This window comes from Prevotella sp. HMSC073D09 (genome assembly GCF_001814145.1).
Classification (GTDB): domain Bacteria; phylum Bacteroidota; class Bacteroidia; order Bacteroidales; family Bacteroidaceae; genus Prevotella; species Prevotella conceptionensis.
This window is the reverse complement of sequence record NZ_KV815082.1, coordinates 70,808-84,349: the sequence shown is the minus strand read 5'-3', so window position 1 is coordinate 84,349 and position 13,542 is coordinate 70,808. Positions and strand designations below refer to the sequence as shown.

Below are 13,542 nucleotides of genomic sequence, written 5' to 3'. Positions count from 1 at the left end.
AGGGTGAAAGGGTGAAAGGGTGAAAAAATGGCTACGCCACCAAAGCATTTGGCTTAACTCCTTAACTAGGATGTTAGTTGACAAGTTAACGGGTTGACAAGGATTATCGTCCACTCTGCCACCAAGCATTTGGCTTAACTCCCTAACTCCTTAACTCCTTAACTTCCCTGCAGAACTCGTAAACTAATAAATAACAACGATATGAAGAAAATAACTTGTTTCGTACCTTATATAGATGAGTCGCAGGCAGGCAAAACCTTGTCGGCCTTGCGCGATTCGCAGTTGGTAGACAAGGTTGTTTGCCTTGACGAACCTGTGTTTAAGTCGGAAACCATCCGCCGAATAGCCGCCGAGAGCAATGCCGATTATGCCTTGGTTTATACCAAAACCACCACGTTAGAGTTGGGTTACATGGCCTTAGAGCGTCTTTTGCAGATTGCGCAAGACACGAATGCAGGCCTAGTTTATGCCGACCATTACCAAGTAAAGGGTGGCGAACTGGTTAAGGCGCCCGTTATCGACTACCAAAAAGGTTCGTTAAGAGATGATTTCGACTTCGGTTCGGTGCTCTTCTTCGATGCAGCAGCCTTGAAAGAAAGCGTGCAACGCATGACAGAGAGTTACCAACACGCTGGCCTTTACGACCTACGGCTGAAACTAAGTCAACGCTATGCGCTGGTGCACGCCAACGAATACTTGTACAGCGAGGTTGAGGAAGACAACAGAAAGAGTGGCGAAAAACAGTTTGATTATGTTGACCCACGTAACCGCGACCGACAAATTGAGATGGAAAAGGCATGTACGCAGCATCTGAAAGAGATTGGCGGATACCTTGAACCCCATTTCAAAGACATTGATTTCAGCCAAGGCGAGTTTGAAGTTGAGGCATCGGTGATTATCCCCGTGCGCAATAGGGCGGCTACTATCGGTGCTGCCATCGAGTCGGTATTGAAACAACAGACCAAGTTTAAGTTCAACCTCATCGTTATAGACAACCATAGCACCGACGGAACAACCGAGGCTATCGACACATTTAAGGCCGATGGGCGCGTGGTACACCTCGTTCCCGAACGCAACGACTTGGGCATTGGCGGCTGTTGGAACTATGGCGTGAACTCCAAACACTGCGGAAAATTCGCCGTTCAGCTAGACAGCGACGACCTTTATAAGGACGAGCATACGCTGCAAACCATCGTCGATGCCTTCTACGAGCAAAAGTGCGCGATGGTGATTGGTTCGTATATGATGACCGACTTTGACCTGAACGAACTTCCCCCTGGCGTTATCGACCATAAAGAGTGGACACCCGACAACGGCCGAAACAACGCTTTGCGCATCAACGGACTGGGTGCGCCCCGCGCTTTCTATACACCAGTGTTGCGTTCGATAGGCTTGCCCAATACCAGTTATGGCGAAGATTACGCCATGGGACTAAACATTTCGCGCCATTATCAAATCGGACGCATTTATGATGTGCTCTATTTGTGTCGCCGTTGGGGTGGAAACTCCGACGCCGCACTGAGCATCGAGAAAGTAAACGCCAACAACTTGTACAAGGACAGAATAAGAACTTGGGAGTTGGAGGCGCGAATTGCACTAAACAAACAGCGCTAAAAAAGACAATAATTAGGTACTAAGATAAAAAGAATTACAGGAAAACATCCTTGCATTAATCCGCCTGCCGTCTTCACAGAGAGGGCAGGGCGGATGGCAAGGTAAAAGATGTGGTCGGCAAATTAAGTGCCTAACCACAAGCTTGAACTTTCAAATCGCAAGTACCAACACATCTCGATGCAAGCGAAAATTTGCGTAAACAAAGTAGCGAAAGCAATATAACGAAGCAATATCAGCAAAATGAAGAATGTAACAAAGAATATAAACCCGTGGCTTTGGATACCCACACTCTACTTTGCAGAAGGCATTCCTTACTTCATTGTGAACAATATCTCGGTTATTTTGTTCACGCGCATGGGCGTACCTAATGGAGAGATGGCCCTCTTCACCAGCCTTATTTACTTCCCTTGGGTGATAAAGCCTTTGTGGAGTCCCTTTGTAGACATCCTGCGCACCAAGCGTTGGTGGATTATCATGATGCAAATCGTGATGAGCATAGCCTTCATCTTGCTCACATTCTCCATCCCTCACCCCTCGCCCGAAGTGATTTCGGCCACGGCCACGCCCGTTAGTCTCTTCACCTTCACGCTGATACTCTTCGTGATAACGGCCTTTGCATCGGCCACCCACGACATAGCGGCCGACGGTTTCTACATGCTCGCCCTCAATCAGCAGCAACAATCGTTCTTCGTTGGTATTCGAAGCACCTTCTATCGCCTGTCATCCATCTTCGGACAAGGCGTGTTGGTGTACATTGCAGGCGTGTTAGAAACCCGAACGGGCAACATTCCGTGGGCTTGGACCATTACGATGGCCATCACAGCCGTGATGTTTAGCTGCATTACTATCTATCATACGTTCTTTGTTCCGCGTGCAAAGGAAGATGCTGAGAAAGATGCAGAGAACCCTGCGGGCAAGGAAACGCGCAAACGGAGCACGACAGAAGAAATATTCGATGAGTTTGCACGCACCTTCAGTCTTTACTTTAAGAAACCCGGTGTGTTGCTGGCCATCGTCTTTATGTTGCTATATCGACTGCCCGAGGCGTTCTTGCTCAAGATGGTTAGTCCCTTCTTACTCGACACACGCGCCAATGGCGGATTGGGATTAAGTACCGAGAATGTGGGCTTTGTATATGGAACTATTGGCGTTATCTTCCTCACCGTGGGCGGAATAATCGGTGGAATGGCCGCCTCTCGTTGGGGATTGAAGAAAAGTCTTTGGCCAATGGCGGCCTGCATGACGCTGCCCTGTTTCACCTTTGTGTACCTAAGTATGGCCATGCCCAGCTCGCTGACGACAATTAGCGTGTGCGTAGCCATCGAACAGTTTGGTTATGGGTTCGGCTTTACGGCCTACATGCTCTACATGATGTACTTCTCCGAAGGCGAATTTAAAACCGCCCACTATGCCATTTGCACCGCTTTCATGGCCGCCAGCATGATGATTCCGGGCATGGCGGCAGGCTATCTGCAAGAATTATTGGGCTACGAACACTTCTTCTGGATGGTTATCGCCTGCTGTATTGCCACGGTGGGCGTTACGCTAACCATCAAGGTGAACCCCGAATACGGACGTAAACGAACAACGAAAGATGAAAAATAAAACCCTTTTTGCCATCGCTTTGGCACTCGCAACGGTTTTCTTTCCCCTCGAAACGTGGGCAAAGAAAACCGTGCTGACGGGTATCGACGTGCTTACGCAGCAGCATTTTAAGTGTTTGCAGGGCAAACGCGTGGGGCTGATAACCAATCCCACGGGCGTAAATGCCAACCTTGTGTCTACTGTTGATGTGCTGAAAGCCGCCACTGGCGTAAACCTCGTGGCTTTGTATGGACCTGAACACGGCGTGCGCGGCGACATACATGCGGGCGATAAGGTGGAAACGGCGCGCGATGCAAAGACGGGACTGCCCGTGTTTTCGCTCTACGGCAAGACCCGAAAGCCAACACCCGAGATGCTAAAAGACGTTGATGTGCTGGTGTACGACATCCAAGACATCGGTTGTCGCTCGTTTACATTCATCAGTACGATGGGCTTGGCTATGGAGGCTGCGGCCGAAAACGATAAGGAATTTGTGGTGTTAGACCGTCCTAACCCACTTGGCGGACTGAAAATAGAGGGAAATATCACCGACGACGACTGCATGTCGTTCGTCAGTCAGTTTAAGATACCTTATATATACGGACTGACCTGCGGCGAATTGGCACGCATGCTCAACGATGAAGGCATGCTCAAAGGCGGCGTTCGCTGCAAGCTAACGGTGGTGAAGATGAAGAATTGGAAACGCGCAATGGGCTATGCCGACACGGGTTTGCAATGGATTGCCTCGTCGCCACACATCCCACAGGCCGTAACCGCTTACTATTATCCCACTAGCGGCATTCTTGGCGAACTGGGATACGTGTCTATCGGCGTGGGATATACCATTCCTTTCCAGATGTTTGCCGCACCTTGGATAGATGCCGTGCAGCTTGCCGACGCCATGAACGCCCACCAAATGCCGGGCGTTACCTTTCGTCCCATCTACCTCAAACCCTTTTATAGCGTGGGCAAGGGCGAACTGTTGCAGGGCGTTCAGATGCACATCACCAACTTTCAACGCGTTGAACTAACGCCCATGCAGTTCGTTTTCATGGAAGAAGTGGCGCGCCTTTACCCCAAACATGCGGTTTTGGCGAACGCCGATGCCAAGCGTTTCGACATGTTCGATAAGGTTTCGGGCTCTAAACAGGTGCGCATCAAGATGAGCCTGCACAACCGTTGGGCCGACCTTAAACCGTTTTGGGATAAGGATGTGGCCTCATTCCGCGCGCTTTCAAAGAAGTATTACCTATATAAATAACCCCCAAACACCCTACCTATGGAAAAGAATAAGACCACTAGTAGGATTTTATCCATCGATATTTTGCGCGGATTGACCATCGCGGGCATGATAACCGTGAACAATCCAGGCAGTTGGAGTTACATGTATGCACCGCTTGAACATGCCGAATGGAACGGACTGACACCCACCGACCTTGTCTTTCCCTTCTTTATGTGTGTGATGGGGATGTGCATTTACATCGCCATGCGCAAGTTCGACTTTACTTGCAACCGCGCCACCGTGTACAAGATAGTCAAGCGTATGGTGCTAATCTACCTCGTAGGCTTGGCCATTGGTTGGTTTGCCAAGTTCTGCTACCGCTGGAACAGTCCACAAGAAGGGGCCGATTTCTTCTCCCAATTGTGGTACATGGTATGGTCGTTCGACAAAATTCGCTTAACGGGCGTGCTTGCACGACTGGCCATTTGTTACGGCATAACGGCGTTGTTGGCCATCACCGTGCGGCATAAGCACTTGCCCTACATCATTGTAGGTCTGCTGTTAACCTATTTTGTGATACTGATGGCAGGCAACGGGTTCGCCTACGACGAGACGAACATCCTCTCGATTGCCGACCGTGCCGTGCTTACCGATGCCCACATGTATCACGACAACGGCATAGACCCCGAAGGTTTGCTAAGCACACTGCCCTCGATAGCGCACACGCTGTTGGGCTTTATCATTGGCAGCTTGCTTTTCCGCAAGGCAGATGCAGGCGCACAACAGCTTGATGCACGCACCAACATCACCCTCACCAAGGTTATTCCGCTGTTCGTTGTGGGTACGTCGTTGCTCTTCGCGGGCTATTTGCTTAGCTATGGTTGCCCCATCAACAAGAAAGTGTGGTCGCCCACCTTCGTATTGGTTACCTGCGGATTGGCCTCCATGCTCTTAGCCCTGCTAACATGGATTATCGACGTTAAGGGTAAGAAGTCGTGGAGCAAGTTTTTCGAGGTGTTCGGCGTCAATCCGCTCTTCCTTTTCGTGCTGAGCGACTTCTTCGCCATTGTCTTCGGCGCATTCACTTTCCCCGTTGGCGACAAGCAGATGAATGTCGTTGGCTTTGTCTACTCGCAGTTGTTGTCCCCCGTCTTCGGCGAATACGGCGGTTCGCTGGTTTATTCGCTGCTCTTTATCGCCCTCAATTGGGTTATTGGTTATCAGCTATACAAGCGGAAAATATATATTAAGTTGTGATAAGTTGCAATTCAGAGGTTATGATTATGTGCAACAAGTGCCATACAAAGTGGCTTGTACTGGCACTACAAGACCCTTGTACTGACACTACAAGATGCTTGTACTGACACTACAAGATGCTTGTACTAACACTACAAGATGCTTGTAGCCTATCAAAAGGTGAAAGGGTGAAAGAATGAAAAGATGGCTACGTCCCATTAACTCATCAGCTTGTAACTCGCCAACTCGTAAAATTGTCAATTCATCAACTAGTTAACTAGTCAACTTGTAAACTCGTCAACTCGTAAACAATAAAAATATAATCTTATGCAATATATACTCATTGCCGATAGCGGCTCTACCAAAACAGACTGGTGCGTGGTGCAAAACGGACAGCAACAAGCGTGCTACGAAACCAAGGGGATGAACCCTTTCTTTCAGACGCAAGACCAAATGGAAGACGAGATACGCCAAAACCTCTTGCCCCAACTGCCCAACGAACAGCCCACCGCTGTGTATTTCTATGGCGCAGGATGCACACCAGAGAAGTCGCCACTAGTAAAGGAAAGCCTTGAACGTTGCTTTCCCGATGCAAAAGACATTGAGGTAAACTCCGATCTCTTGGCTGCTGCCCGTGCCCTTTGCGGCCACCAGCCGGGCATTGCCTGCATCTTGGGCACAGGTTCAAACTCTTGTTTCTACGACGGCAAGGGCATTTCGTTCAACGTTCCCGCACTAGGTTTCATCCTTGGCGATGAAGGTAGCGGGGCGAACCTAGGCAAAAGGCTGGTGGGCGACATTCTTAAAAACCAGTTCCCCGGCGACTTGAAGGCGGCGTTCTTCGAAGAACACGATACCAGTATGGCCGACATCATCGACCATGTTTATCGCCAACCCTTCCCCAGTAGGTTCCTTGCCGGTTTCAGTCCGTTCCTTTCGCGCCATCGCGAGCACCCTGCCGTGCACCAATTGTTGGTTAACGCTTTCAAATCGTTTATTCGTCGCAACGTGATGCAGTACGATTACAACACGTACGCCATGCACTGCATCGGCTCTATTGCAGATGTTTATCGCAACGAGGTGGCCGAGGCAGCACAGATATTGGGCGTAACCTTGGGGCGGATAATGAAAAGTCCGATGGAAGGATTGGTGGAATATCATTCATAGCCTCACCCCCAGCCCCTCTCCAAGGGGAAAGGGGGAGTAGTATGCAGTGCAACTACACAATGCGGCTACAAGGCAAACAAACATCGTAAGCAAAGCTAGCACAAGTAAATAAGTATAGAATACAAAGCCATCACACAGCACATCACTCCCCCTCTCCCCTTGGAGAGCGGGCAGGGTGAGGCTGGTAGCAGGTTGCCGGTGAGGCTTTTATACCCACAATCATTATGTCATTCACAAAGATAACAGAGCAGCCGTCGCTCTACAACAACCTCGAAACCAAGACGGCAGAAGAATTGTTGAGGGACATCAACGCCGAAGACCGAAAGGTGGCAGAGGCGGTTGAGCAGACTATTCCACAAGTGGCGAAACTTGTAGAACTAATTGTGCCGCGCATGAAACGCGGTGGACGTATCTTTTATATGGGCGCAGGAACGAGCGGAAGGCTCGGCGTGCTAGATGCTAGCGAGCTGCCACCCACCTTCGGCGTGCCTAAAACACTGGTCATTGGCCTCATTGCTGGCGGCGACACGGCACTTCGTAATGCTGTGGAAAATGCCGAAGACGATGAAGAACGTGGGTGGGACGAACTAACAGAGTTTAACATCAACGAGAAAGACACCGTCATTGGCATTGCCGCATCGGGCACAACGCCCTACGTAGTGGGTGCCCTTCGCAGTGCCAGAGAGCACGGCATACTTACCGCTTGCATCACCAGCAACCCCGATTCGCCTATGGCAGCCGAGAGCGATGTGCCTATCGAAATGGTTGTCGGGCCCGAATACGTTACGGGAAGTTCGCGAATGAAGTCGGGAACGGGCCAAAAGATGATACTCAATATGATTTCAACCGCCGTGATGATACAGCTTGGCCGCGTAAAAGGCAACAAGATGGTGAACATGCAGCTAAGCAACAAAAAGCTGATAGACCGCGGAACACGCATGCTTGTTGAGATGCTAGGCCTGGGATATGGCAAGGCTAAGAGTCTGCTTTTGCTGCATGGGTCGGTAGAAAAGGCTTTAGAAGAATATAAACGTCCACACGAGTAACCTCTAAAACAAAGACAAACGATGTTTAGGATTTTGCTCTTGGCACTTTGTGCCTTTACCCTTAACGTCTGGGCCAACAACGTTCCCACGGCTTCGCCCGAAGAGGTGGGCATGAGTTTGGCGCGTCTGCGCGCTGCCGACGAGGTTATATTGCGCGCCATCCGCGACAAAAAAACGCCTGGGGCGGTGCTGGCTGTGGTGCGCCACGGCAAATTGGCCTACCTAAAAGCCTATGGCAACCGCCAAACTTATCCCTCTACACTGCCCATGACCACCCAAACGGTGTTCGACATGGCATCGTGCACCAAGCCTATGGCAACGGCCATTTCGGCCATGTTGCTGGTGGAGCGAGGGCTGTTGCGCCTGTCCGACCCCGTCAGCAATTACCTGCCAGAGTTCAAAAACTGGCATGGCGAAGGTAAAGACAGTGCAACAATACGCGTTGAAGACCTGTTTACGCATACCTCGGGACTGCCTGCTTATGCCCCGGTAAAAACCTTAGCCGAGGCCGACGGCAAGCCCAACCCCGCAAAACTGATGGCCTACATCGCCGGTTGCAAACGCGAATTTAGGCCGCGTTCAGACATGCAATACAGCTGCCTGAACTACATCACGTTGCAAAACATCGTAGAACGCATTACGGGACAATCGCTCCGCACCTTCGCGGCCAACAACATTTTCATCCCACTGGGCATGAAACACACCGACTTCTTGCCCTGCACGTCGGACAAGAGCGGCAAGTTGGTCAACACTTCTCAACCGCGTTGGGTCGCTAACGGCGAACAAGCAGGCCTTACGCCCATCGCTCCTACCGAACGGCAGCCCAACGGCGTGGTGAAACAAGGGCAGGTACACGACCCCTTGGCCTGCACGCTCAACGGTGGCGTGTCGGGTAATGCCGGGCTGTTTTCCTCTGCCGAGGATGTGGCCACGCTCTGTGCCATGCTCCAAAACGGAGGCGCATGGGGCGGAAAGCGCATCCTTAGCCCGCTAACGGTGAAGGCCATGCGTTCTGTTCCGCAAAACTTCAACAGCTTTGGGCGTAGCCTTGGCTGGGATGTCAGTTCGGCATACGCCTCCAATCAGGGCGACTTGCTAAGTTCCGAGGCTTACGGACACACGGGCTATACAGGCACATCTATCGTTATCGACCCCGTTAACGACCTCTCCATCGTTTTGCTTTGCAACAGTGTTCACCCCGTAGACGCATCTAATGTGATACGTTTGCGCGCCCAAGTAGCCAATGCCGTGGCTGCAAGCATAACCAACGAGCCCGCCGCATTCCCCCCATATTACTACGTAAGGATGCGCACTTTCGAGGACGAACCGCCCATTCGCTCCACCGATATTGTGATGTTGGGCAACAGCCTTACCGAAGGTGGGAAGGATTGGGCAGAGAAATTGGGCAAACCCAATGTGCGTAACCGCGGCATTAGCGGCGATGTGGCACTGGGTGTTGATGCTCGTCTGTATCAGATTACGCCGCACAAGCCTGCTAAGATTTTCTTGCTAATCGGCATAAACGACGTTAGTCACGATGTAACGGTGGATAGCTTAATGACGGACATACGCACATTGGTGGACCATATTCGCGCACAAACGCCCAAAACAAAGCTGGTGTTGCAGAGCCTTTTGCCCATTCGCGAGAGTACGGGGAGATGGAAACGGCTGCAAGGCAAAACCGACATGATACCCCAAATCAATGCGCGCATCGAGGCTTTGGCACGCGAAAAGGGACTAACGTTTATCAATCTCTATCCCCATTTCACCGAGCCAGGCACCAACATTATGCGTGCCGAGCTAACTTACGATGGGTTACACCTCAGCAAAGCGGGCTATGATGTGTGGGTAAAGTTGCTTAAACCGCACCTGTAAGGGGCTTGGTTGCTGGCGCATGCCTATTATAGTAATGCCTAAAAATATAAAAACAGCAAAGCGAACAGCAGGTGGGTTAAGGCCAAATGCTGTTCGCTTTGCCCAATATCACAACGCAATGAAGATGTTATCTGTCTTGGCATTTGCCTTTATCGCTGCTAATGCAGCCCTGGCACAGAGCCAACCCGTTGATTATGTAAGCACACTTGTGGGCACGCAGTCCACGTTTCAGCTTTCTACTGGCAATACCTATCCCGCCACGGCCATGCCTTGGGGCATGAACTTTTGGACTCCCCAAACGGGAAAGATGGGCGATGGGTGGACCTATGGCTATCAGGCCAACAAGATAAGGGGACTGAAACAGACACACCAACCTAGTCCGTGGATTAACGATTACGGCCAATTCGCCATCATGGCCACAACGGGTAAGCCCATTTTCGATGAAGAAGGGCGCGCCTCGTGGTTCTCGCACAAGGCCGAAACGGCCAAGCCCTATCATTATAAGGTGTACTTGGCCGACTACGACATTACGGCCGAACTGGTGCCTACCGAGCGTGCGTGCCTGATGCGCTTTACTTTCCCGAAGACCGACTCGGCAAACGTCATCGTAGATGCTTTCGACAAGGGCTCGTTCGTCAGGCTATTGCCCGACAAACGCACCATTGTGGGCTACACAACAAAGAACAGTGGGGGCGTACCCGATAACTTCAAGAACTATTTTGTTGTCGTGTTCGACCGCGACTTTGCTGCAGCGCGTTTGGCCGAGGGCAAGAAACTGCTTGCCGCCGACAAACAAGAGCTGCAAGCCAACCATGCAGGGGCCATCGTTACTTTCAGCTGCAAGCGTGGCGAACAGGTGCATGCCCGCGTGGCCTCGTCGTTTATCAGCGAGGCGCAAGCCATGCAAAACCTTAAAGAGTTGGGCAACAGCTCGTTTGAAACGCTGCTGCAAAAGGGCAAACAACGTTGGAACGACGTGCTGGGACGCATCAGTGTGGAAGACAACAACGTTGATAACCTGCGCACTTTTTACTCTTGTCTTTATCGTTCCACGCTCTTTCCACGCAAGTTTTATGAGATTTCGGCCAGTGGCGACACGCTGCATTACAGTCCGTACAACGGAAAAGTGTTGCCCGGAACGATGTTTACCGACACGGGCTTTTGGGATACGTTCCGCAGTCTTTTCCCTTTGGTGAACCTGATGTACCCTTCTATGGCGCGCGAAATGCAAGAGGGACTGGTGAACGCCTATAAGGAGAGCGGCTTTTTACCCGAATGGGCAAGCCCAGGGCATCGCAATTGCATGGTGGGCAACAACTCTGCATCGGTGGTTGCCGATGCTTACATCAAGGGCATACGCGGTTACGACGTTGAAACGCTGTGGCAAGCTGTGCTACATGGCACGAAAGCGGTGCATCCGCAAGTGCCTTCTACGGGCCGATTGGGGTACGAATATTATAACAAGCTGGGCTATGTGCCTTGCGATGTGGGCATTAACGAGAGTGCTGCACGTACCTTAGAGTATGCTTACGACGACTGGTGCATCGCCCAATTGGGTAAGGCACTGGGCAAACCCAAGAAAGAATGGGCCGAGTTTGAACGCCGCGCCGAGAACTATCGCAACCTTTTCAGCAAGGAATTTAACCTGATGCGTGGCCGAAAGAAGAACGGCGAATGGCAGAAACCTTACAACCCATTGAAGTGGGGCGATGTCTTTACCGAGGGAAACGGCTGGCATTACACTTGGTCGGTGTTTCACAACCCACGCGGCCTTGTCTCGTTGATGGGCGGCAACAAGGCTTTCACGGCGATGCTCGATTCTGTTTTCGCCCTTCCGCCCGTGTTCGACGACAGCTATTACGGGCAAGTGATACACGAGATACGCGAGATGCAGATTATGAACATGGGTAATTACGCCCATGGAAACCAGCCTATACAGCACATGACGTACCTTTACGATTGGAGTGGCGCGCCTTGGAAAACCCAATATTGGGTTCGCGAGGTGATGGATAGGCTTTATAGCGCACACCCCGACGGCTATTGCGGCGACGAAGACAACGGGCAGACTTCTGCTTGGTACGTGTTTTCGGCTCTGGGCTTTTATCCCGTGTGCCCTGCAAGCAACGAGTATGCCGTTGGCACACCGCTTTTCGCCAAGGTTTCGTTGCACTTGGAGAACGGCAAGACAACAGTTATCACCGCCGACAGACCACAATGGCGCTACATCAAGCGGTTAACCGTTAACGGCACGCCTGAAAAAGCCCATTGGCTGAACCACAAGACAATTACCGAAGGGGCGAAAATTGACTTTTACATGAGCGAGACACCTGCCGAAAGGCAATAAGCGGAAGTGGGGAGTGCGGCCAGTTTCTCATGTCGTTTTCTTCGATTGCTTGGAGTTTCCCACCTTCTCTTCTTCTTTCTTCTTTTGTTGCTCGTAGGCCTTGGCTAGTTTCGAGGCCGTTTTGTCTAGCAGCTTTTGCATGTCGCCCAGGTAGCTGCTTGCCCTCACAATGGTGCCATCGGGCGCAAGCATAACGAAGAGGGGAGTGGCATCAGGCCCATACGTGTCTGTAAACAGCTTCATGCCGCGCTTGGTAAGCCGGTATTGCGGCCACGACAGCTGCGTTCGTTCCAAAAACTTTTGCCACAAGTAGTCTTCCTTGTCGTCGGCCACACATAGAAAAGCCACTTCGGGGTGTTTGGCCACCATGTTTTTAAGTTCGGGTATGAGTTTTTGGTTTGGCTTTCGCCATGTTGTCCAAAAGCAAATAAACGCTACTTTTCCCGTTGGAATGGCCACAAGGAGGGATGTCGTGCGGTTTTTCTGGGTAAACATGGGTATGTCTTGAAGTGATTCGCCCACGGCCATAGCTTTTGCTGTGGCCACTGCTCGGCGATAAGCATTTACTCGTGGATAATCTTCGGGGCAGGCAAAGATGGTGGCCGTGATGTCTTCTATCTGCCGTTTGGTGAGCGTACGATTGTTTAGCACCATCTCTGTGGCCATCTTGATGGCCAGTGGCGATTGTGGATTTTTCTTCATCCACGTTAGGGAGTCGTTTTTTCGTTGGTTGAAATCGTTGAAGTCGGCTTGTGCTTTGCCGCCCGTAACACAGAGGTGTTTGCTGATGGGCAGGTTAGATGCCAAGTATTTGTACTTGTCGGCCTTTACCGTCATTGTTGTGTTGCTAACGAAGATGGGGGTGTAGGTCCATGTTGGCTCTTCTTTCGACTCCATGGCGTAGAGCAGCTTGTAGTTGTTGGTAGACAAGGTGCAAAGCGTGGGATGTGTCAGACGGCCGGTAAGAACGAACTTGCCGTCTTGAACAACGGCTCTGGCCACTTCGTCGTAGTTCGAACCCTCGGCCGTTTCCAGCTCCACCTCGATGCCGTCGGGCAGGTCGGGAATGTCGCTTGTAATGACAAAGCTGTTTTTTGTTTGCGCGAAAGATGTGCAGGCGCAAAGTGTGCATAACAGGGTAAAGATTATTCTCTCCATATTTTCTCTTTTTACTTTTTTGCAAAAATAACGATTTTTTTGAGATAACGATGCCTTTGCTTGGCACTTTATTTAGTTATCGAAACGTTAAAAATAAAAATGGGGGAGTGCAGACAAGTAAACCCGTAGTTTGGAACTAAGTGCCTACTTGGTTGGGGATGAATTTGGGTAGGGCACATGTTGATTTGTTGCAAAAAGAGGAAAGCTAAATGTTGTTAGGAGAGCTGGAAGGGTTGGTATAACTGGAAGTGCTGGTATAGCCAGAAAGACTAACCTCATCAGCCTACCAGCCCCAA

General features: G+C 50.9%; 9 protein-coding genes. 8 read left to right on the top strand and 1 reads right to left on the bottom strand.

From position 1 onward, the window contains the following. The first annotated feature begins 201 nt into the window (after nt 1–201). The 8 genes from HMPREF2955_RS06805 to HMPREF2955_RS06770 all read left to right on the top strand — a co-directional run bounded on the left by HMPREF2955_RS06805 (nt 202) and on the right by HMPREF2955_RS06770 (nt 12,088). The gene (locus tag HMPREF2955_RS06805) at nt 202–1,614 is read left to right on the top strand and encodes a glycosyltransferase family 2 protein (protein ID WP_070722097.1); all 1,413 of its coding nucleotides are present in this window, start codon (nt 202–204) and stop codon (nt 1,612–1,614) included. Between the two features lie 240 nt (nt 1,615–1,854). Further along, nucleotides 1,855–3,219 carry an MFS transporter gene (locus tag HMPREF2955_RS06800; protein ID WP_070722095.1) on the top strand — a complete coding sequence of 455 codons (1,365 nt, stop codon included), beginning with the start codon at nt 1,855–1,857 and terminating at the stop codon, nt 3,217–3,219. Further along, the gene (locus HMPREF2955_RS06795) at nt 3,209–4,459 is read left to right on the top strand and encodes an exo-beta-N-acetylmuramidase NamZ family protein (protein WP_070722093.1); all 1,251 of its coding nucleotides are present in this window, start codon (nt 3,209–3,211) and stop codon (nt 4,457–4,459) included. Before HMPREF2955_RS06800 ends, HMPREF2955_RS06795 begins: the two co-directional genes overlap by 11 nt. Nucleotides 4,460–4,477: 18 nt before the next feature. Then, entirely contained in the window at nt 4,478–5,677 is a 1,200-nt protein-coding gene (locus HMPREF2955_RS06790; RefSeq protein ID WP_070722091.1) for an acyltransferase family protein, read from the top strand. Nucleotides 5,678–5,983: 306 nt separating this feature from the next. Next, complete coding sequence (locus HMPREF2955_RS06785; RefSeq protein WP_070722088.1) at nt 5,984–6,823, top strand: ATPase; 840 nt, start codon at nt 5,984–5,986, stop codon at nt 6,821–6,823. A 224-nt stretch (nt 6,824–7,047) separates the two neighbouring features. Continuing rightward, complete coding sequence (murQ, locus tag HMPREF2955_RS06780) at nt 7,048–7,869, top strand: N-acetylmuramic acid 6-phosphate etherase (RefSeq protein ID WP_070722086.1); 822 nt, start codon at nt 7,048–7,050, stop codon at nt 7,867–7,869. Nucleotides 7,870–7,890: 21 nt separating this feature from the next. Then, a complete protein-coding gene (locus tag HMPREF2955_RS06775) occupies nt 7,891–9,744 on the top strand; it encodes a serine hydrolase (RefSeq protein ID WP_070722084.1) in 1,854 nt (617 codons plus the stop codon). A gap of 118 nt (nt 9,745–9,862) precedes the next feature. Next, on the top strand, nt 9,863–12,088 hold the full coding sequence (locus HMPREF2955_RS06770; RefSeq protein ID WP_070722082.1) for a GH92 family glycosyl hydrolase: 2,226 nt from the start codon (nt 9,863–9,865) through the stop codon (nt 12,086–12,088). A gap of 27 nt (nt 12,089–12,115) precedes the next feature. Here HMPREF2955_RS06770 and HMPREF2955_RS06765 read toward each other — a convergent pair whose 3' ends face one another. Beyond that, nucleotides 12,116–13,246, bottom strand: coding sequence for a DUF4369 domain-containing protein (locus tag HMPREF2955_RS06765; RefSeq protein ID WP_070722079.1), 1,131 nt, complete (start codon nt 13,244–13,246; stop codon nt 12,116–12,118). Nucleotides 13,247–13,542 lie beyond the last annotated feature (296 nt).